General features: G+C 68.0%; 15 protein-coding genes. 5 read left to right on the top strand and 10 right to left on the bottom strand.

The features are described 5' to 3' along the window. Nucleotides 1-41 precede the first annotated feature (41 nt). Nucleotides 42-1205: a putative peptide maturation dehydrogenase gene (locus tag C9412_RS09945; RefSeq protein WP_107231459.1), complete on the bottom strand. Its 1164-nt coding sequence runs from the start codon at nt 1203-1205 to the stop codon at nt 42-44. A 119-nt stretch (nt 1206-1324) separates the two neighbouring features. Here C9412_RS09945 and C9412_RS09940 point away from each other — a divergent pair, with 119 nt between their 5' ends. Continuing rightward, nucleotides 1325-1609: an NHLP-related RiPP peptide gene (locus C9412_RS09940; RefSeq protein ID WP_107231458.1), complete on the top strand. Its 285-nt coding sequence runs from the start codon at nt 1325-1327 to the stop codon at nt 1607-1609. Nucleotides 1610-1616: 7 nt separating this feature from the next. Here the strand turns inward: C9412_RS09940 and C9412_RS09935 are convergent, their stop codons facing one another. The 4 genes from C9412_RS09935 to aceB form a co-directional block, all read right to left on the bottom strand. After that, the gene (locus C9412_RS09935) at nt 1617-4130 is read right to left on the bottom strand and encodes a putative peptide modification system cyclase (RefSeq protein ID WP_107231457.1); all 2514 of its coding nucleotides are present in this window, start codon (nt 4128-4130) and stop codon (nt 1617-1619) included. Nucleotides 4131-4145: 15 nt separating this feature from the next. After that, entirely contained in the window at nt 4146-5189 is a 1044-nt protein-coding gene (locus C9412_RS09930; protein WP_107231456.1) for a GGDEF domain-containing protein, read from the bottom strand. Between the two features lie 445 nt (nt 5190-5634). Beyond that, a complete protein-coding gene (aceA, locus tag C9412_RS09920) occupies nt 5635-6936 on the bottom strand; it encodes an isocitrate lyase (RefSeq protein WP_004153647.1) in 1302 nt (433 codons plus the stop codon). A 64-nt stretch (nt 6937-7000) separates the two neighbouring features. Next, nucleotides 7001-8638 (bottom strand): malate synthase A, encoded by a 1638-nt coding sequence (gene aceB, locus C9412_RS09915; protein ID WP_107231454.1) that lies wholly within the window; start codon nt 8636-8638, stop codon nt 7001-7003. A gap of 110 nt (nt 8639-8748) precedes the next feature. Between aceB and C9412_RS09910 the strand changes: the two genes are divergently transcribed. Both C9412_RS09910 and C9412_RS09905 read left to right on the top strand, forming a co-directional pair. Continuing rightward, a complete protein-coding gene (locus C9412_RS09910) occupies nt 8749-9717 on the top strand; it encodes a LysR family transcriptional regulator (RefSeq protein ID WP_107231453.1) in 969 nt (322 codons plus the stop codon). A gap of 322 nt (nt 9718-10039) precedes the next feature. Beyond that, on the top strand, nt 10040-10948 hold the full coding sequence (locus C9412_RS09905; RefSeq protein ID WP_107231452.1) for a LysR substrate-binding domain-containing protein: 909 nt from the start codon (nt 10040-10042) through the stop codon (nt 10946-10948). Nucleotides 10949-11012: 64 nt separating this feature from the next. On the opposite strand, the gene C9412_RS09900 is transcribed toward C9412_RS09905, so the two are convergent. After that, nucleotides 11013-12272 (bottom strand): MFS transporter, encoded by a 1260-nt coding sequence (locus tag C9412_RS09900; protein ID WP_107231451.1) that lies wholly within the window; start codon nt 12270-12272, stop codon nt 11013-11015. Between the two features lie 121 nt (nt 12273-12393). Continuing rightward, nucleotides 12394-13020: a signal peptidase I gene (lepB, locus tag C9412_RS09895; RefSeq protein WP_107231450.1), complete on the bottom strand. Its 627-nt coding sequence runs from the start codon at nt 13018-13020 to the stop codon at nt 12394-12396. Nucleotides 13021-13294: 274 nt separating this feature from the next. Here lepB and C9412_RS09890 point away from each other — a divergent pair, with 274 nt between their 5' ends. Both C9412_RS09890 and C9412_RS09885 read left to right on the top strand, forming a co-directional pair. Further along, entirely contained in the window at nt 13295-13696 is a 402-nt protein-coding gene (locus C9412_RS09890) for a hypothetical protein (protein WP_107231449.1), read from the top strand. A gap of 3 nt (nt 13697-13699) precedes the next feature. Continuing rightward, a complete protein-coding gene (locus tag C9412_RS09885; RefSeq protein WP_004153636.1) occupies nt 13700-14146 on the top strand; it encodes a 3-dehydroquinate dehydratase in 447 nt (148 codons plus the stop codon). Between the two features lie 218 nt (nt 14147-14364). On the opposite strand, the gene dcp is transcribed toward C9412_RS09885, so the two are convergent. The 3 genes from dcp to arfB form a co-directional block, all read right to left on the bottom strand. Continuing rightward, the gene (gene dcp, locus C9412_RS09880) at nt 14365-16521 is read right to left on the bottom strand and encodes a peptidyl-dipeptidase Dcp (protein WP_107231448.1); all 2157 of its coding nucleotides are present in this window, start codon (nt 16519-16521) and stop codon (nt 14365-14367) included. Nucleotides 16522-16632: 111 nt separating this feature from the next. After that, nucleotides 16633-17235, bottom strand: a complete 603-nt coding sequence (locus C9412_RS09875) for a lysophospholipid acyltransferase family protein (RefSeq protein ID WP_057496989.1) — start codon at nt 17233-17235, stop codon at nt 16633-16635. A gap of 4 nt (nt 17236-17239) precedes the next feature. Next, nucleotides 17240-17671 carry an alternative ribosome rescue aminoacyl-tRNA hydrolase ArfB gene (gene arfB, locus C9412_RS09870; protein WP_107231447.1) on the bottom strand — a complete coding sequence of 144 codons (432 nt, stop codon included), beginning with the start codon at nt 17669-17671 and terminating at the stop codon, nt 17240-17242. Nucleotides 17672-17680 lie beyond the last annotated feature (9 nt).

Raw genomic sequence — 17680 nt, 5'->3', positions numbered from 1 at the left:
GCCGGGCCCTATGGCCCGGCGACAGCCTGGGCCGCTGACCGTCAGCCCGGCAGCGGCCACACGTGGCCACCCGGATCCAGTTCCGCGGTGGTCTTTTCGGCCTTGCGCCAGCCCAGCCCGCAGATGGCCAGCGCGCCCTCGGCCATCGGCCGCAGCCCGAACGCGCGCCCGGCCTCGGCTTCGTTGATGGCGGCGGTGACGAACGCGCCCAGGCCCTGTACGGTCGCGGCCGCATACAGCGCCTGCGAGACATGCCCGGCATCGAGCGTGACCGCGCGATAGGCCTTGGCGTGGTTGCGGTACTTCCAGTAGTTGCGTTCGAACCGGCACACCAGCACCAGCAGCACCGGCGCATCGGCGAACCAGTGCTGGCCGGCCAGCAGCCGCAGGCCCAATGCTGCCGGATCGTCCTCCTGGTCAGGCAGCCGCCCCAGCTCATGCGCCAGCGCATGGTAGTGGTACAGGCCCGGCGCCAGACCCTCCACGTTGCGCACCAGCAGATAGGCTTCCAGCGGATGCAGGCTGCCGGCCGAGGGCACGTTCTTCTTCAGGAAGCGCACCCCGGGATCGGTTTCCACCTGTGCCTGGGCCATCAGCACCTGTTGCAGCACCCGCGCCAGCAACGGCAGCGGCAACGCGCGGGCACGATCGAAATTGCGGCAGGTGGCCCGTGCCTGCAACAGCGGCTGCAGCGGATCGTCCTGGCAACGCGGCAGCGGCACCGCGCCGGGCAACCGCGGCGGCGCTTCCGGTGGCGGGTTGCCGAAGCTGCGCACCAGATCGCGTGCCGTCACCAGCTGGTGCTGCTCCATGTCCTGCACGCTGTCCACGCCGTCCCAGCACGACTGCTGGTAATGCAGGGCCGACAGCGGCCACCAGTGGCTGTCGCGCAGCTCCTGCTCGGCCGCGAACACCTCGGCGTGGGCCGGGTCATCGCTGACCAGCAGCCCCTGCTGCAGCAGCGCCAGCACGCGGCTGCGCGCCTCCGGCGCCTGCGGCAACGACTGCCAGCGTTCGGCACTGCAGGCCAGCAACCAGGCACAACTGGCCGCATCGATCACCTGCACGGTCGGCAGATGCGCGGCGTGTACCTGCAGCACCGGTTGCAGCTGCACGCCCGTACCACCGGCCAGCAGCGCATCCAGGTTGAAGGCAAGGCGTTCCACCGGCTCGACGAACAGCGTCCGGCAACGACGGAATCTCATCGCGATGGCATCCCACGGTTGTGCAGGGCGCCGATCATAGCGTGGCACGCGCGCACGCCCATCAACTTCGCGGCGTTGCCGCCGATATTTCCATTTTCCCAACCTTGCGGTCGTATCCCATGTCTGCTTCGCCCCTCTCCGCCGACGTTGTCCGGCAGCTGCTGGACCGGCTGTCCAGCGATGATGCCTTCCGTGCCGAATTTGCCAGGGATCCGGGCCAGGCGCTGCTCGCGCTCGGCGCCGACGAGGAAACCGTGCGCGCCTGCCATACGCCGCTGGCCTCGCTGGGCGGCAAGGCGGAGTTCGCCAAGGCCGCTGCGCGCATGCACCAGCTGCTGGACGTGCGCGCCGCGTTCACCGTGCCTTTCCTGTTCGAAGATGGCCTGCCGGGCCTGGATCAGTAAACCGACCTCAGGGCGCGGCTGACGCGCCCTTGCCCGCCAGCGGGGCGGGCCGGATCGACGTCAACCGCTGCACGTCCATCGCGTTCAGTGGAAGCAGCGCGTAGTCGCCAACGTCCTCGGCAAATGCCAGGCCTACGTGGCGTTGCAGCCACTGTGCGTGGCGCAGGGCCGTGGCATGGTCGCCGCTGGCCGTGGCCAGGTCCAACTGCAGCACCCGCCTCTGGAACAGGCTCGCAGCAGGTTGCTGGGCCAGCAGCGACTGGGCCTGGGCCAGCCGGCCCTGGTCGAGCGCGATGCGCGCCTGCAACAGGTTCCACAGCTCGCGCAGGCGCGGGTCTGCATCGCGTTCGGGCAGCGCCTGCAACGCCTCCCGCCGCTGCGCCACCACCGCGCCCTGACCGGCGCGCACGGCGTGGTAGGCCGCGGCAAGCGCGATGAATGCGTTGCGCCGTGCCGGCGCCGGCTGCGAACGATCGACCGCCTGCAATGTCCGGTCGAGCACCTGCTGGTAGGCCTGCGAGGCGGTGGGCACCGGCTGCTGGCCACGCCAGGCCAGCGCCTGCAACGCCAGGATGTCGCACAGGCCGGAGCCGGTCGTGCACTGCGCGGCCGCCTGCTGCATGTCGTTGGCCGCTTCGCTGCGGCGATCCTGCATGCCCAGCACCGCCGCACGCAGCATGCGCGCTCCCAGCCCGGAGGACCGCATTGCTGCAAAGCCGGCATTGGCCGCATCGAAATCCCCCGACAGGGCCAGCAGCAGCGGTTCCATCGCATCCCCGTTCCAGCCAGGATGCAGGCGTGCGCCGCGCAGGGCGGCTTCGGCGGCGGCGATCTCGCCACGCGCCAGCTGCACCCGCGCCACGAACACCAGCACCAGTGCACGGCGCGAATGCTGCCGGGCCAGCAACGGCTGCGCAGCGGCCAGGGCGCCGTCGTAGTCACCCTGCGTGTAGAGGATCTTGGCGTAGTTCATCCAGCCGGCCGGATCATCCGGGTACAGCTCGGTCAGCATCCGCCAGCGGTCGGCGATGCGTGCCGGCGGAGCGCCCTGGAAATCGGCGGCCCACGCGTCCAGGTAGAGCTGGTCACGCGCGGTCAGGTGCGCACGCTGGCTGACCGCTTTCTGGTACAACGCGGCGGCCTGCTCCAGGTTGCCCTTGGCGTGCTGGATGTTCATCTGCCCGACATAGGCAAAGGCGAACCCGGGGTCGAGCCGGGTGGCCTGTTCGAAGAACATCAGCGCGTCGTCATAGCGCGCTGCCGCGGTGGCGTCCACGCCCTTGGCATAGGCATGCAGCGCATCAAGGTTGGCGGTGGCCACGGTCGGCAGCGGCCGCTGGTCGCGGCCGACATCGCGCAGGGCCTCGCCCAGGTCCGTGCGCAGCGCCGCGACCACGTGGTCGGTGGAGGCCAGGATCGAATCCAGCCCGCGACCGTCGGCAAAGCGGGTGTAGACGGTCTGCCCGCTGCGTGGATCGACCACCTCGACACTGACCCGCACCTTGCCGTTGAGCTCCAGCACGCTGGGCACCAGCACCGCGCGCACGCCATCGCGCAGCGCCACTTCGATGGCCAGGCTGCGGTCCAGCCGCGCCTGCGGTGGCCGCTGCATCAGCTGCAGGGTGTCGCGCACCTTCAGTTCGCTGAGGATGTTGACGAACCGCGACTGCCCCAGGCTGATGTACAGCGCCTGCTCCAGGCTGCTGTCCAGCTGCGGGTACGCGGTGGCGTTGTGCACGGCCGAGACGATCACCCAGTCACGCTCGGCAAAGGCGATGGCCGGTGCCGGCCGCAGCAGCGTCCACAGCAGCACACCCAGCGCCAACGCCAGCGCAGCCTCGGTCACCAGGGCAGCCGGGCGCCGCCACAGCGGCAGATCACGCCAGGCCTTTTCGCCCGAACGCGGCCTGCGCAGCGGCGCACTGCCACGCAGGCCGATCTCGAAGACTTCCTGGCGCTCGCTGATGCCCTTGAACCGCCAGCAGCCATGGTCCTTCCAGCGCAGCTCATCGGCCGCCCACGGCAGTTCGCCGCTGGCCCGGCGCGCCATCTTTTCCGCGCTGGCCGACAGCAGGACCTGCCCCGGCCACGCCAGCTGCATCAGCCGCGCGGCCATCGGCTTGGCCAGTCCCTCCACTTCCACCGGCTTGGCGCCGTGGGCCATGGCCTCGGCACTGTTGTTCCACAGCAGCACATCGCCCACGTGCAGCCCGGCGCGCGCGCGCAGCACGATGCCGCGTTCGCGGCCCAGCGCATCCACCGCGCTCTGGTAGGACAGGGCGAAGCCGACCCCATCGATGGTGCGCTCGAACAGCATGAACAGGCCGTCGGAGCGATCGATCAGCTGGCCGTTCCAGCGCTGCTGCAGGCCAAGCACCAGCCGGTCGTGCTGCTGGAACAGCTCAGCGGCGCTGATGTCGCCGATGCGCTCGACCAGCTGCAGCGAATCGCACAGGTCGGTGAACAACAGGGTCCGCACCTGCGGGCTCTGCACCGGAAGGGAATCCTGGATGCCGTCCATTGCCACCTCTGCCGCTCATGATCCGTTGTCGGGGCCATCGCCCCAGCGCAGGCAATTGCCGCCATCGCGCTTGGCCTGGTACAGCGCGCGGTCGGCGCTGGCGTACCACTCGCTCCAGTCCGCCTCGGCCACCAGCAGGCTGGCACCGATGCTGACCAGGCTTACGTGCGGCGTGCCATGGCTGCGTTCGAGCAGGCCGTGCACCGCGCTGAGAATGAACTCGGCGGCGTGCTGCACGATCTCGTGGTTGCCACGGCGCAGGATCAGGCAGAACTCATCGCCGCCGAGCCGGCACGCCAGGTCCTGCTCACCGGCCATCGAACGCAGGATGTTGCCCATGCTCTGCAGCACGCGGTCGCCGGCCTGATGGCCGTGGCGGTCGTTGATCTGCTTGAAGCGGTCGCAGTCGATCAGCAGCAGCGCCTGCGGCGGGCCATCGGCGTGGGCGCGGCACTCCTGCAGGTACAGGGTCAGGCCGCGGCGGTTGTGCAGCCCGGTCAGCTCGTCCGTGCGCACCAGCTCGCGGGTGTGGGTGAGCTGGTGGGTGGTGATGTACAGGTTGTCCAGCGCGGTTTCCAGGTCGTGGTTGCGCCGCCGCAGCTGGCTGATCAGGGCCTGTTCGTTGGTCAGCACGCGCATGATCGTGCGGCGCAGGAAGTAGGCCACCAGGCCGGGATCGGATTCGACCAGCCGATGGAAATCGCTCGGGCCCAGCTCCAGCACTTCGCAGTCGTCCAGCGCGCGCGCACTGGCGCTGCGCAGGTGATCGCCGACCAGCAGGCCCAGCTCACCGAAGAACTCGTGCTGGCCAAGCGTCTTGATCACCAGGTCCTCGCCGAAGTCCAGTTCGATCTGGCCCTGGAGGATCACATACATGCGCTCGCCACGGTGTCCACGCTGGAACAACCACTGTCCGGCATGAAGCTTGCATGGGCGGGCGAATCTGGCGAACAATGCAACCTCGGCATCGGACAGCAGCGCATGCACGATCTCGGCCATCGCCACGCGGGCGATACCTGTCGTCACATCACTGTTCTCGGCCGCACCCCTGCCGGTCATTCCCTGCACCCGCCGCCAGCGTCCCCTGGTGAGCCGCGGAGCATAGCACCGCTTTAAAGTGTGCGCCCTATCTCATTTTGAGTCTCTGGCCGCACGTTCGTGATGTGAAGATCCCGCGTGGCCCGTTCTGGTCACGCCTGTCCGCGCAAAACCCCTGCTGGATCAAGCCGATGGCGGATTTCACAGGGTTTCGGCCAAGTTGCGATCGCGCGGGTGCGCCCGATTGACGCGTTGCGCCGCGCGCGCCGTTGCCTGGATACAACAACGCCGGCAGGTCCCCCGACCGGCCGGCGTTGTCTGGCCCTTCCCTGGCCACCCTGATCAGACCCGGTAGTGCCGGCCGCTGGCCGGCAACCCGTCGATGTTCCCGGAGTCCACCTGGTTGCCGGCCAGCGACCGGCACTACCCAGTCAGATCCATTGCCCAGCGCATCAGCGGTTACCGATCACGCGGCGCGTTCGCTGCGCCCGCCGTGGAACTGCTCTTCTTCGGTCGAACCGGTCAATGCGGTGGTGGACGACTGTCCCTGCTGGATCGCCTGGGTGACCGCGTCGAAGTAGCCGGTGCCCACTTCGCGCTGGTGCTTGACCGCGGTGAAGCCACGCTCGGCCGCTTCGAACTCGGCTTCCTGCAGTTCCACGAACGCGCTCATCTGGCGGCGCGCATAGCCGTGGGCCAGGTTGAACATGCCGTAGTTCAGCGCGTGGAAACCGGCCAGGGTGATGAACTGGAACTTGTAGCCGTAGCTGCCCAGTTCGCGCTGGAACTTGGCGATGGTGGCGTCGTCCAGGTTCTTCTTCCAGTTGAAGCTGGGCGAGCAGTTGTAGGCCAGCAGCTTGCCCGGGAACTTCGCATGGATCGCCTCGGCGAACTTGCGTGCGAATTCCAGGTCCGGCTTGCCGGTCTCGCACCACACCAGATCGGCGTAGGGCGCATAGGCCAGGCCACGGCTGATCGCCTGGTCCAGGCCGTTGCGGGTCTTGTAGAAGCCTTCCACGGTGCGCTCGCCGGTGGCGAAGGGCTTGTCGTTGCCGTCGATGTCGCTGGTCAGCAGATCCGCCGCCTCGGCATCGGTACGCGCCACCAGCAGGGTCGGCACGCCCAGCACGTCGGCAGCCAGGCGCGCGGCGTTGAGCTTCTCGATCGCCTCACGGGTCGGCACCAGCACCTTGCCGCCCATGTGGCCGCACTTCTTCACCGAGGCCAGCTGGTCTTCGAAGTGCACGCCTGCCGCACCGGCCTCGATCATCGCCTTCATCAGTTCGAACGCATTGAGCACGCCGCCGAAACCGGCTTCGGCATCGGCCACGATCGGCTGCAGGAAGTCGATGTCATCCTTGCCTTCAGCGTGATGCAGCTGGTCGGCACGCAGCAGGGTGTTGTTGATGCGCTTGACCACCGCCGGCACCGAATCGGCCGGGTACAGCGACTGGTCCGGGTACATCTGCCCGGCCAGGTTGGCATCGGCCGCCACCTGCCAGCCGGACAGGTAGATCGCCTTCAGCCCGGCCTTGACCTGCTGCATGGCCTGGTTGCCGGTCAACGCACCCAGCGCGTTGACGAACTCGCGCTCGTGCAGCGACGCCCACAGCTTCTCTGCACCCAGGCGGGCCAGCGAATGCTCGATGTGCACAGTGCCGCGCAGGCGCACCACGTCGGCGGCGCTGTAGTTGCGCTGGATGCCTTCCCAGCGCGGGTTGGTATCCCAGTCGTGCTGGATCTGTTCGGCAGTGGGCAGCTTGCTCATGTCTTTCTCCAGTTCGGTTCGTGCGTGCAGCGGGGAGGGAAACGGCGGTAGACGCGGGCGGCAGTCAGTCGATGCGCGCGTAGGCCGGCAGGGTCAGGAAATCGGTCAGTTCGTTGCTGCGGCTCAGTTCGCCCAGCAGGGCGATGGCCTCACCGATGCGGGCGCCACCCGGCAGCGCGGCGGTATCGCCCAGCCGTGCCGGCAGCTGCGCCAGCGTGGCGTCGAGCAGGGCCAGGTCGATCGCGGTGCCATCGTCGAGCTGCTGGCCCGGCGTGTGCAGCCACTGCCACAGCTGGCTGCGGCTGATCTCGGCGGTGGCCGCGTCCTCCATCAGGTGATGGATCGGCACGCAACCGTTGCCATCCAGCCACGCCGCCAGATAGCGCACGCAGACTTCCACATTGCCCTCGAAACCGGCGCGGGTGATGCTGCCCGGCGGCCGTGCGATCAGCTCATCGCGGCCGACGCGCACATCCTGGCGCAGCACGTTGTGCTGGTTCGCGGTGGGCATGTGTTCGTCGAAGATCGCCATCGCCACCGGAATCAGCGCCGGGTGCGCGACCCAGGTGCCGTCATGGCCGGCGGTGACTTCGCGCAGCTTGTCGGCGCGCACGCGGGCCATCGCCTGTTCGTTGGCGGCCGCATCGTTGTTGATCGGGATCTGCGCGGCCATGCCGCCCATCGCATGCGCACCACGGCGGTGGCAGGTCTGGATCAGCAGTTCCGAATAGGCCTTCAGGAACGGCTGGGTCATGGTCACCTGGCCGCGCTCGGGCAGCACGCGGTCGGCGTGGCGGCGGAAGGTCTTCAGGTAGGAGAAGATGTAATCCCAACGCCCGCAGTTCAGGCCGACGATGCGATCACGCAGCGCGTACAGGATCTCGTCCATCTCGAACACCGCCGGCAGCGTTTCGATCAGCACCGTCACCTTGATCTGGCCGTGCGGCAGGCCGAGCATGCCTTCGATGTGCGACAGCGCGGTCTCCCACAGCGCGGCCTCTTCCATGCTCTGCAGCTTGGGCAGGTAGAAGTACGGGCCGCGGTCCTTGGCCTGCAGCGTGCGGGCGTTGTGGAAGGCGAACACGGCCGCATCGAACAGGCCGCCGGCCAGCGGCTGGCCATCGATGGCCACATGCTTCTCGTCCAGGTGCCAGCCACGCGGGCGCACGATCAGCACCGCCTGTTCGTCGTAGGGGCGCAGGCGGTAGTGCTTGCCCGGCTTGCCATTGGCGGCCGGCGCAGTGAATTCCAGATCACCGCGCACCGCCGCCGCCAGCGACTGCTGCCCGGCCAGCAGGTTGCGCCAGGTCGGCGAGGTCGAATCCTCGAAGTCGGCCATGAACACCTTGGCGCCCGAGTTCAGCGCGTTGATGACCATCTTCGGGTCGGTCGGGCCGGTGATCTCGACGCGACGGTCCTGCAGCGCGCCCGGCAGCGGCGCGACGGTCCAGTCGCCACTGCGGATGGCGGCGGTGTCTTCGCGGAAATCCGGCAGGCCGCCCTGGTCGAAGAATGCCTGGCGCTCGCGCCGGGCCTGCAGCCGTGCCTGCCGGCCCGGTTCCACCGCGCGGTGCAGCGACACCAGCAGGGCCAGCAGCGGCGCCGGCAGCACGGTGTCCTGGCCGGCCACGCGGGTCGCCAGGGCGATACCGGGGGTGGCCTTGCTGGCGGGGGTGGGAACAGCGGAAGCGACGGCGGACATGGGGCGACTCCAGCGGTGGGGGAACGTCTCCACGGTGCCGTCGGGGCCGAGTATTTGGCAAAACAGTTTTTGCAATGTTCTACATAAATTGTGCTAATACTTGTGACACCATGACCACGCGCTCCTCGCCAAGTCCGCGTTTTTCCTACAAATCCGACCGGCTGAAGCCGCTGCGCGCGTTCTGCCAGACGGTGCGTCTGGGCTCGGTCTCACGGGCAGCTGAGGCGCTGTTCGTCAGCCAGCCCGCCATCAGCCTGCAGTTGCAGGCACTGGAACGGGAGCTGGGCGTGCCGCTGTTCGAACGCAGCGGGCGGCGCCTGGTGCCCAGCCGCGAGGGCCAGCTGCTGTACGAAATGGCGCAGCCGCTGGTGGAGAACCTGGATGGACTGGAGGCACGCTTCCGCGACAAGGTGCGCGGCCTGGACGCGGGCGAGCTGAACATTGCCGCCAACAGTTCCACCATCCTGTACCTGCTGCCGAAGATCGTCGAACGCTTCCGCCTGCACCATCCGGACGTGCGCCTGACCCTGCACAACGCCATCAGCGCCGACGGCACCGACCTGCTGCGCGAGGACGCCGCCGACCTGGCCATTGGTTCGATGACCGATGTGCCGGCCGATCTCAGCTATGCCCCGGCCTACCGTTTCGAGCAGGTGCTGATCGCCCCGCACGATCATCCGCTGGCCAGCGGGGGTGAGCTGGAGCTGGCTGACATCGCGCGCTATCCGCTGGTGCTGCCACCGAAGCGGCAGATCACCTACCGCCTGGTCGACCAGGTCTTCCAGCGCCACCGCATCGCCTACACCGTGGCGCTGGAGGTTGGCGGCTGGGAGGTGATCAAGCAGTACGTGGCGATGGGCATGGGTATCTCCATCGTGCCGGCGTTGTGCCTGAACGAGGCCGACCACGAGCGGCTGGCGGCGCGCTCGATGAAGCGCTGGTTCCCCGAGCGCAGCTATGGCGTGATCGTGCGACGTGGCAAGGCGTTGTCGGCGCAGGCGCGAGCGTTCATCGAGCTGATCCAGCCAGAGCTGTTCAGCCCGCGCGATTACGACCAGAGCGGGCATTCGGAACGGTGAGGGGGTTGTTGGGCAGGGCTGCCGCCCTGCACCTGCCGAATCAACGTCAACGTCAACGTCAACGTCAAAAGCGTGCATTCCGTGGGATGGCGGGACGGTGTGGGTAGGCAGGACACGCCGTAAACCCATCCATGGGGGCTCGATGGCGCCATCCATGGCGCCAACGGTCCTGCCCACCCACACCGCCCCGCCTCTGACAGTTGGTCGCTGCTGTTGGTGGGTGCCGACCGTTGGTCGGCACGGGGTCGGATCCCGTTGCTGCGCAACGGGCTCTGACCCCATCTCTGATTCATTTCCCGCTGGCGATGAATAGACTGGCCCCATGTCCATCGAACTCCGCCATCTGCGCTACTTCCTCGCCGTTGCCGACACGCTGCACTTCGGCCAGGCGGCCGAGCGGCTGGGCATGTCGCAGCCGCCGCTCAGCCAGCAGATACGGCAGCTGGAAGAACTGATCGGCGCGCGCCTGTTCGTGCGCAGCCATCGCCGCGTGCAGCTGACCGCCGCCGGCGAGCTGCTGCAGGAACGCGCGCGCGCGATCGTGCAGCAGGTGGAAGCGGCGGTGGACGAGGTGCAGCGCGCGCAGCGCGGCGAGCAGGGCGAGCTGCACATCGGGCTGACCCGGGCCACGCCGCTGTCGCCGCAGATTCCGCGCTCGATCCTGCATTACCGCCAGCAATACCCGCAGGTGCGGTTGCAGCTGAGCGAGATGAACACGCTCCAGCAGATCGATGCGCTGCTCGACGGCACGCTGGACGTCGGCATCATCCGCAAACGCGCGCTGCCGCCGGAACTGGTGGCGCACAGCCTGTTCGTCGATCCACTGGCGATGATCGTGCATGCCGGCCACCCCGCCCTGCATCGGCTCTCGAAACAGGGCACGCTGTCGCTGCACGATTTCGCGCAGGAGCCGTTCGTGGCATTCCGTCGCAGTGCCGGCGCCGGCATCCACGACCATATGATCGCGCTGTGCACGGCGGCAGGATTCACCCCGCGCATCGTGCAGGAAGCGGGCGAAGCCTCGACCCTGATCAGCCTGGCCGCCGCCGGGCTGGGCGCGGCCATCCTGCCCTCCTCGTGCGATCACATCCGCGTGGAAGGCGCGCGCTTCGTAGCGCTGGCCGATGCCGGTGCGCATTCGGAAGTGCAGCTGGCCTGGCATCGCGAACGGGTGACGCCGTTGATCCGCAATTTCGCCGGGTTGTTGCGCGGCGCGTTTGCCGAGGGGTGAACCGGTAGTGCCGGCCGCTGGCCGGCAACCCCACATGGGTCGGCATGCCGGCCAGCGGCCGGCACTACCGCGCCGCCACCGGCTGCGGGGCGCGCTGCTGCAACGCCCACACGATGCCGCCACCGGCCAGGGTCAGCACGGCGGCGAACGCGCACACGCCGCGCCAGTCCCAGGCCGCATAGGCCAGGCCACCCACGCCGCCCAGTACGCTCGACCCCAGGTAATAGGCGAACAGGTACAGCGCCGAGGCTTCGGCGCGCATCGCACCGGCACGCGCCCCCACCCAGCTGCTGGCCACCGAATGGCCACCGAAGAAGCCGAACGTCACCAGCGCGATGCCCAGCGCCATCGTGCCCAGCCACGGCATCGCCAGCAGCGCGATGCCGGCACCGATCAGCGCGAAGGAGATCGACAGGATGCGGCCACGGCCGTAGCGCGTGGCCTGCTGGCCCATCCACGCCGAACTGAAGGTACCCACCAGATACACGCTGAAGATCAACCCGACCACGGTCTGGCTGAGGTGATACGGCGGCGCCAGCAGGTGGTAACCGAGGTAGTTGTAGAGGGTGACGAACACGCCCATCAACACGAACGAGGTGGCGAACAGCCACGGCAGGCCGGGATCGGCAAACAACGTACGCCAACGCGACGGGAGGTGGCGCAGGCCACCGCGCCGGGCCTGGAAATGCCGCGACGGCGGCAGCTGCAGCCACAGCAGCACGGTGCTGGCGATGGCGATGATCGAGACGACGCCGATGCCCCAGCGCCAGCCCCAGTGGTCGGCGATGATGCCGGCCAGCAGACGCCCGCTCATGCCGCCGATGGCATTGCCGCCGATGTACAGGCCCATCGCCAGGCCCAGCGCGCGGCTGTCCATTTCCTCGACCAGGTAGGTCATCGCCACCGCCGGCACGCCACTCAGCGCCAGCCCCAGCAGGGTGCGCAGCACCAGCAGCGTGGTCCAGTCATCCACCAGCGCGGTGCACAGCGACAGCACGGCCGAGGCCAGCAAGGCGGCGATCATCAACGGGCGGCGGCCGACCGCGTCGGACAGCAGGCCGGCCAGCAGCATCGCCACCGCCAGCGTGCCGGTGGTCAGCGACAGCGACATCGCGCTGCCGGCGGCGGACACGCCGAAGTGGCGGCTGAACTCGGGCAGCAGCGGCTGCACCGTGTACAGCAGGCCGAAGGTGGAAAAGCCGGCCAGGAACAGCGCCAGCGCAGTGCGGCGGAAGGCCGGCGTGCCCTGCTGGATGCGGGTGTCAGTGCCGGTATCGAGAGTGGAAGGACGGCCTTCAACGGCCGCCGCGGTTTCGCCAGTCATGGGATCGATGGGCCGGTGGGGGCGGCCGGGTGGAGAGGAACGGGCCCAGACTAGGCCCGTCCATCCAGTCGATCCATAACCTGTTGGATCATGATTGATACATGGAAAGTATCAATTCAGCTTACAGGCGCTGCCACTCGAAGCCGTCGCCACGGCGGTAGTACACCGCCACCGCGCGGCCATAGACCTTGTCGGCGTCGACAAACCCGAAGAAGCGGCCATCGAAGCTGTTGCCCCGGTGGTCGCCGAGCACCAGCAGCTTGCCGGCCGGCACCACCAGATCGGCGATGTCCGGGCCACCGCCCATGTCCAGGTCGAGGCGGGCGCGACGCTGGCCGAAGGCTTCCACGTCCTGCAGGTCGGCCATCTGCAACGGCTGGCCATTGATGCTCAGGTGGCCCTCGCGCATCTGCACGTGGTCACCGGCCACCGCGGCAATGCGCTTGATCAGGCGGGTGCCGTCGGCCGGCGAGTCGAACACCGCCACTTCGCCGCGTTGCGGGGTGCCGGTGGCCAGCAGTTCCTTGCCGGTGAACGGCAGGCGCAGACCATAGGCGCGCATGTCCACCACCACCCGGTCGCCGGGCTGCAGGGTCGGCTGCATCGAACCGCTCGGCACCACGTAGTGGTTGGCCAGGGTATCGCGCGCGGCGGCGAGCAGGCCAAGCATCACCAGCAGCGGCAGCGCCTCCTTCTTCAGCCAGGCCAGCGCGCGTTCGGAAAAGGGAGGGCGGGCAACAGCATCCATGTCAGGCTCCGGGTGGGTGGTAGCTGCATCAGACCACAGTCGGGCCGCAGAGGTTCCCGCGCCGGCATCTTCGTAGCGTCGAGCTTGCTCGACCGCCCTGCGCCTCAGTCGAGCAAGCTCGACGCTACAAAGTGCACGCCGAGCGTGGGCTCGGCTCTACAGGAAGGGTTACGCAGGATTTACGCGCGGGGCCGGCTCCGGGCATCGCACCTTTACGGCGGCCGCGCGCATCGTGTGCCTACCGCGCCGCAGGGCGCATTCCGCAAGGTGTTGTATGACCCTCCTGGTGATCCGCCACGCGTCTGCGTCGGCACCGCGCCCGCAGCTGCCGGCGCAGCTGTCCGGCCACCGCGTGCTGTGCAGCGACTGCGCCAGCCTGTCCGAAGTGCGCCAATGCCTGTGCCAGCCGCAGGCGCGCTCGGCCGACTGGGTGCTGCTGGATGTCGGCGTGGCCGACGAAGCGCAGTGGCAGGCCGAAGGTGGCGCACTGCAGGCGGCGCTGGAACGGCTGCCGGCGCAGTACATCGAGTTGCAGGCCCCGAGCGAGCGTGGCCTGGATGCACGCCTGCATCTGCAGCACGGCCCGGCCGCGGTGGTGATCGACCAGCGCAGCCAGCAGGCCGGTTATCCGCTGTCGCTGGCCATTGTCGGCCGCCGCCTGGCGCAGGAGGGCTGAGCCATGTCGATCTTCATCATCCGTGGCCCGGAAGCCGCCGGCGCGCTGATCCGCACGGCCATGCCGCTGCCGGCACCGGTACTGAAATCGCTGGTGCATCGTGCGATCGACGCCGGCACCAGCGTGGCGATCCGTGCCTGCGGTTCGGAACAGGAACTGCTGGATGCGCTGCGCGTGGCCGATCACAGCCGCGGCGAAGTGACCCTGCTCGATCCGGGTGCGTGTGCCAACAGCCTGCGCTTGCAGCGCCTGCTGCCGTACCTGCACAACGCCTATGTGGAAGTGCATGACGACGGTGCGGTGGCCGAGCCGTGCCTGCCGGCCGGTGTCGGCCAGCGCCTGGGCATTGCGGCTGGGTATGGTGCGCAGAGCTATGTGCTGGCGCTGGATATCGCGCTCGACCACTTGGGGCTGGCCGAGCAGGCCAATCGCGTGCACGTGGGCACGTGACGCGCTTCTGTAGAGTCGAGCCATGCTCGACTGGTTTTCCTGGAAAGGCAGCCGAGCATGGCTCGGCTCTACAGAGGCGGGAAAGGCAGCCGAGCATGGCTCGGCTCTACAGAGGCGGGAAAGGCAGCCGAGCATGGCTCGGCTCTACAAAAAACGTCGAGCAAGCTCGACGCTACACAAGGGAAAACGGCGGGGTTGCCCCCGCCGTTTTCCGTTTCTTACTTCAGGCCGCGGAACTTCAGCAGCGGTTCCACCGACGGGTCCTTGCCACGGAAATCGCGGTACAGGGTCGACAGCTCCACGCTGTTGCCGCGCGAGAGGATCTTGTCGCGGAATTCCTGGCCGTTGGCGGCGGTCAGGCCACCGTGTTCGGTGAACCACTGGTAGGCGTCATGGTCGAGCACTTCGGCCCAGAAGTAGGCGTAGTAACCGGCCGAGTAACCGCCACCCCAGATGTGGTCGAAGTAGGTGGTGCGGTAACGCGGCGGCACCTGCGGCAGGTCGACCTTGAACTTCTTCAGCGCGCTGGCCTCAAAGGCGCCGACATCCTGCAGCGGCGCATCGGCCTTCTGCGTGTGCCAGGCCAGGTCCAGCAGTGCGGCCGACAGGTACTCGGTGGTCGCATAGCCCTGGTTGAAGCTGCGCGCCTTGAGGATCTTGTCGACCAGTTCCTGCGGCATCGCCTCGCCGGTCTTGTAGTGCTTGGCGTAGTTGGCAAACACCTTCGGATCCAGCGCCCAGTGCTCGTTGAACTGCGACGGGAACTCGACGAAGTCGCGCGAGGTGGCGGTGCCGGCGATCGACGGGTACTTCACGTTGGAGAACATGCCGTGCAGTGCATGGCCGAACTCATGGAACATCGTGGTGACGTCGTCGAAGCTGATCAGCGCGGGCTGGCCGGCGGCCGGCTTGGTGAAGTTGCAGACGTTGTAGACCACCGGCTTGGCACCGGTCAGGCCGTCCTGTTCAACGAACACGTCCATCCAGGCGCCGCCGGACTTGCTGTCACGCTTGAAGTAGTCGGTGTAGAACAGCGCCAGCGAGGTGCCGTCCTTGTCGAACACTTCGTACACCTTCATGTCCGGGTTGTAGGTCGGAATGTCGGTGCGCGGCTTGAAGGTGATGCCGTACAGCTGGGTGGCGGCGTAGAAAACGCCGTTCTGCAGCACGTTGTCCAGTTCGAAGTACGGCTTGATCTGCGATTCGTCCAGATCGTACTTGGCCTTGCGCACCTGTTCGGCGTAGAAGTCCCAGTCCGAGGCAGCAACCTGGAAGCCGCCCTTCTGCGCGTCGATCACCTTCTGGATCTCGCCGGCTTCGGCACGCGCCTTGGCGGTGGCGGCCGGCACGGTGTCGGTCAGCAGCTTCAGCGCAGCGGCCGGGGTCTTGGCCATCTGGTCGCCCAGCTGGTAGTCGGCGAAAGTGTCAAAGCCCAGCAGCTTGGCCTTCTGCGCACGCAGCTGGGCCAGGCGCTGTACGGTCTGCCGGGTGTCGTTGGCATCGCCGCGCTCGGCGCGGGTTTCCGAAGCCTTCAGCACGGCAGCGCGCTGGTCGCGGTCGCTCAGCGAACCGAGCACCGGCTGCTGGGTGGTGTTCTGCAGCGGCAGCAGGAACTTGCCGTCCAGCTTGCGGTCCTTGGCGGCGGCCGCCGCGTTGTTGATCGCGCCTTCGTCCAGCCCGGCCAGCTTGGCCTTGTCGTCGACAACCACGGCCGCAGCGGCGGTGGCCGCCACCAGGCGGGTGTGGAACTGGGTGGAGAGGGTGGTCTCTTCCACATTGAGCTTGCGCAGCGAGGCCTTGTCGGCGTCGGACAGCTGCGCACCCGCACGCACCAGGCCGTCGTAGTAATGCTCGACCAGGCGCTTCTGCACCGGGTCCAGTTCCAGCGTGTCGCGCTGGTCATAGATCGACTTCACGCGCGCGAACAGCTTCGGGTCGAGGTTGATCTCGTCCTGGTGCGCGGCCAGCTTCGGCGCCACCTCTTCCTGGATCTTCTGGCGCGCGTCGTTGGTATCGGCCTGGACCAGGCCGAAGAAGATGCGCGACACGCGGGTCAGGGTCTCGCCGCTGCGCTCCATCGCCACGATGGTGTTGTCGAAGGTGGCCGGTTCGCTGCTGTCGGCGATCTTGCGCACGTCGGCCAGGTGCTGGCGCATGCCTTCTTCGAACGCCGGCAGGTAGTCGCTGTCCTTGATCTTGTCGAACTGCGGCGCCTGGAACGGCAGCGTGCTGGCGCTCAGCAGCGGATTGGTGGACGCTTCGGCCGGCTGCTGGGCCGGGGTCTTCTGTGCATCGGACACGGGGGTGGACTCCTTGCCGGAACAGGCCGCCAGCGCCAGGCTGATGGCGGCGGCCAGGACTACGGTACGCGACATGTGGAACGCTCCTTGGGCAGACGGTACGGGATACCAGCCCTCCACCCTACTCCTGTCGCGCACGCCCGGCATGTGCCGGACGTGGCGTCTAGGCGGCAGCCCGCAGGCGGCTCAGACCGTGCCGCGGGTCTTGCCCATCCACGGCCGGTAGAACTCGCGGATGGCGGCCATGTCGGCGGCATCATCGCCGCTGGGCGTGAACAGCGGGCCGATGCCGATGGTCTTTTCCGGGTAGTGGAAATAGGCGGCCAGGATCGGCACGTCGGCCATCCGGGCGATCTTCAGGAAGCCGGCCTTCCAGTCCTTCACCGCCTTGCGGGTGCCCTCGGGGGTGATGGCGAACCACATCTTCTCGTTGTTGCGCAGCAGGTCCACCGCCTGGCCCACCGTGCCCTGCGGCGAGCTGCGGTCCAGCGGGATCACGCCCAGCCTGTGCAGCAGCGGGCCCAGCGGCCACCAGAACAGCGAGGCCTTGCCCAGCACCTTCACCTTCATGCCCAGCGCGATCTTGGCGGCCATGCCCCACAGGCCGTCCCAGTTGGACGAATGCGGCGCGATGATGAACACCAGCCGGGGGATGTCAGGCAGGGTGCCGGTCACCTTCCAGCCGCCCATGCGCAGGGTGCAGCGCGCCAGCCAGCGCAGGAAGGCGTTGGGTTTGACCTGCGGCATCTGCGGCGGCACGGCCGGCAGCAACGAAGTCGGCTTGTTCAAGCAATCACTCCCAGTCACGTGATGAGCGCCCGCGCTTGATCTGCGCGCGCCCGCGTTTGGCGTCCAGACGACGCAGTTTCGACCCGAGGGTCGGCTTGGTGGCCTTGCGCGGTTTGGGCACGCTCAGCCCGGCCTGGATGAAGGCCGCCAGCCGCTCGCGCGCATCCTCGCGATTGCGATCCTGGGTCCGGAAACGTTGCGCATCGATGACCAGCACGCCTTCGCCGGTCACCCGCCGGTCACGTCGCGCCAGCAGGCGCTCGCGCAACGGGTCGGGCAACGAGGGCGAGTTGGCCACATCGAAACGCAGTTCCACCGCGGTGGACACCTTGTTGACGTTCTGGCCACCGGCGCCACTGGCGCGCACGAACCGCTCGACGATCTCGCCGTCGGGGATTTCAAGCTGCGCGTTGATGGTGACCGGTCCACTGCCCATCCGCGCATT

It is taken from the genome of Stenotrophomonas sp. Nf1, from assembly GCF_003028475.1.
Lineage (GTDB): Bacteria > Pseudomonadota > Gammaproteobacteria > Xanthomonadales > Xanthomonadaceae > Stenotrophomonas.
This window is presented reverse-complemented; position numbering and strand designations above follow the sequence as displayed.

What these genes read in the sequence shown, in the direction of transcription:
- C9412_RS09910 (WP_107231453.1), top strand. Translation starts at nt 8,749, where the DNA reads ATGACCACGCGCTCCTCGCCAAGTCCGCGTTTTTCCTACAAATCCGAC.
- C9412_RS09945 (WP_107231459.1), bottom strand. Translation starts at nt 1,205, where the DNA reads ATGAGATTCCGTCGTTGCCGGACGCTGTTCGTCGAGCCGGTGGAACGC.
- C9412_RS09900 (WP_107231451.1), bottom strand. Translation starts at nt 12,272, where the DNA reads ATGACTGGCGAAACCGCGGCGGCCGTTGAAGGCCGTCCTTCCACTCTC.
- C9412_RS09940 (WP_107231458.1), top strand. Translation starts at nt 1,325, where the DNA reads ATGTCTGCTTCGCCCCTCTCCGCCGACGTTGTCCGGCAGCTGCTGGAC.
- C9412_RS09890 (WP_107231449.1), top strand. Translation starts at nt 13,295, where the DNA reads ATGACCCTCCTGGTGATCCGCCACGCGTCTGCGTCGGCACCGCGCCCG.
- lepB (WP_107231450.1), bottom strand. Translation starts at nt 13,020, where the DNA reads ATGGATGCTGTTGCCCGCCCTCCCTTTTCCGAACGCGCGCTGGCCTGG.
- aceA (WP_004153647.1), bottom strand. Translation starts at nt 6,936, where the DNA reads ATGAGCAAGCTGCCCACTGCCGAACAGATCCAGCACGACTGGGATACC.
- C9412_RS09935 (WP_107231457.1), bottom strand. Translation starts at nt 4,130, where the DNA reads ATGGACGGCATCCAGGATTCCCTTCCGGTGCAGAGCCCGCAGGTGCGG.
- C9412_RS09885 (WP_004153636.1), top strand. Translation starts at nt 13,700, where the DNA reads ATGTCGATCTTCATCATCCGTGGCCCGGAAGCCGCCGGCGCGCTGATC.
- C9412_RS09905 (WP_107231452.1), top strand. Translation starts at nt 10,040, where the DNA reads ATGTCCATCGAACTCCGCCATCTGCGCTACTTCCTCGCCGTTGCCGAC.
- arfB (WP_107231447.1), bottom strand. Translation starts at nt 17,671, where the DNA reads ATGGGCAGTGGACCGGTCACCATCAACGCGCAGCTTGAAATCCCCGAC.
- C9412_RS09930 (WP_107231456.1), bottom strand. Translation starts at nt 5,189, where the DNA reads ATGACCGGCAGGGGTGCGGCCGAGAACAGTGATGTGACGACAGGTATC.
- dcp (WP_107231448.1), bottom strand. Translation starts at nt 16,521, where the DNA reads ATGTCGCGTACCGTAGTCCTGGCCGCCGCCATCAGCCTGGCGCTGGCG.
- aceB (WP_107231454.1), bottom strand. Translation starts at nt 8,638, where the DNA reads ATGTCCGCCGTCGCTTCCGCTGTTCCCACCCCCGCCAGCAAGGCCACC.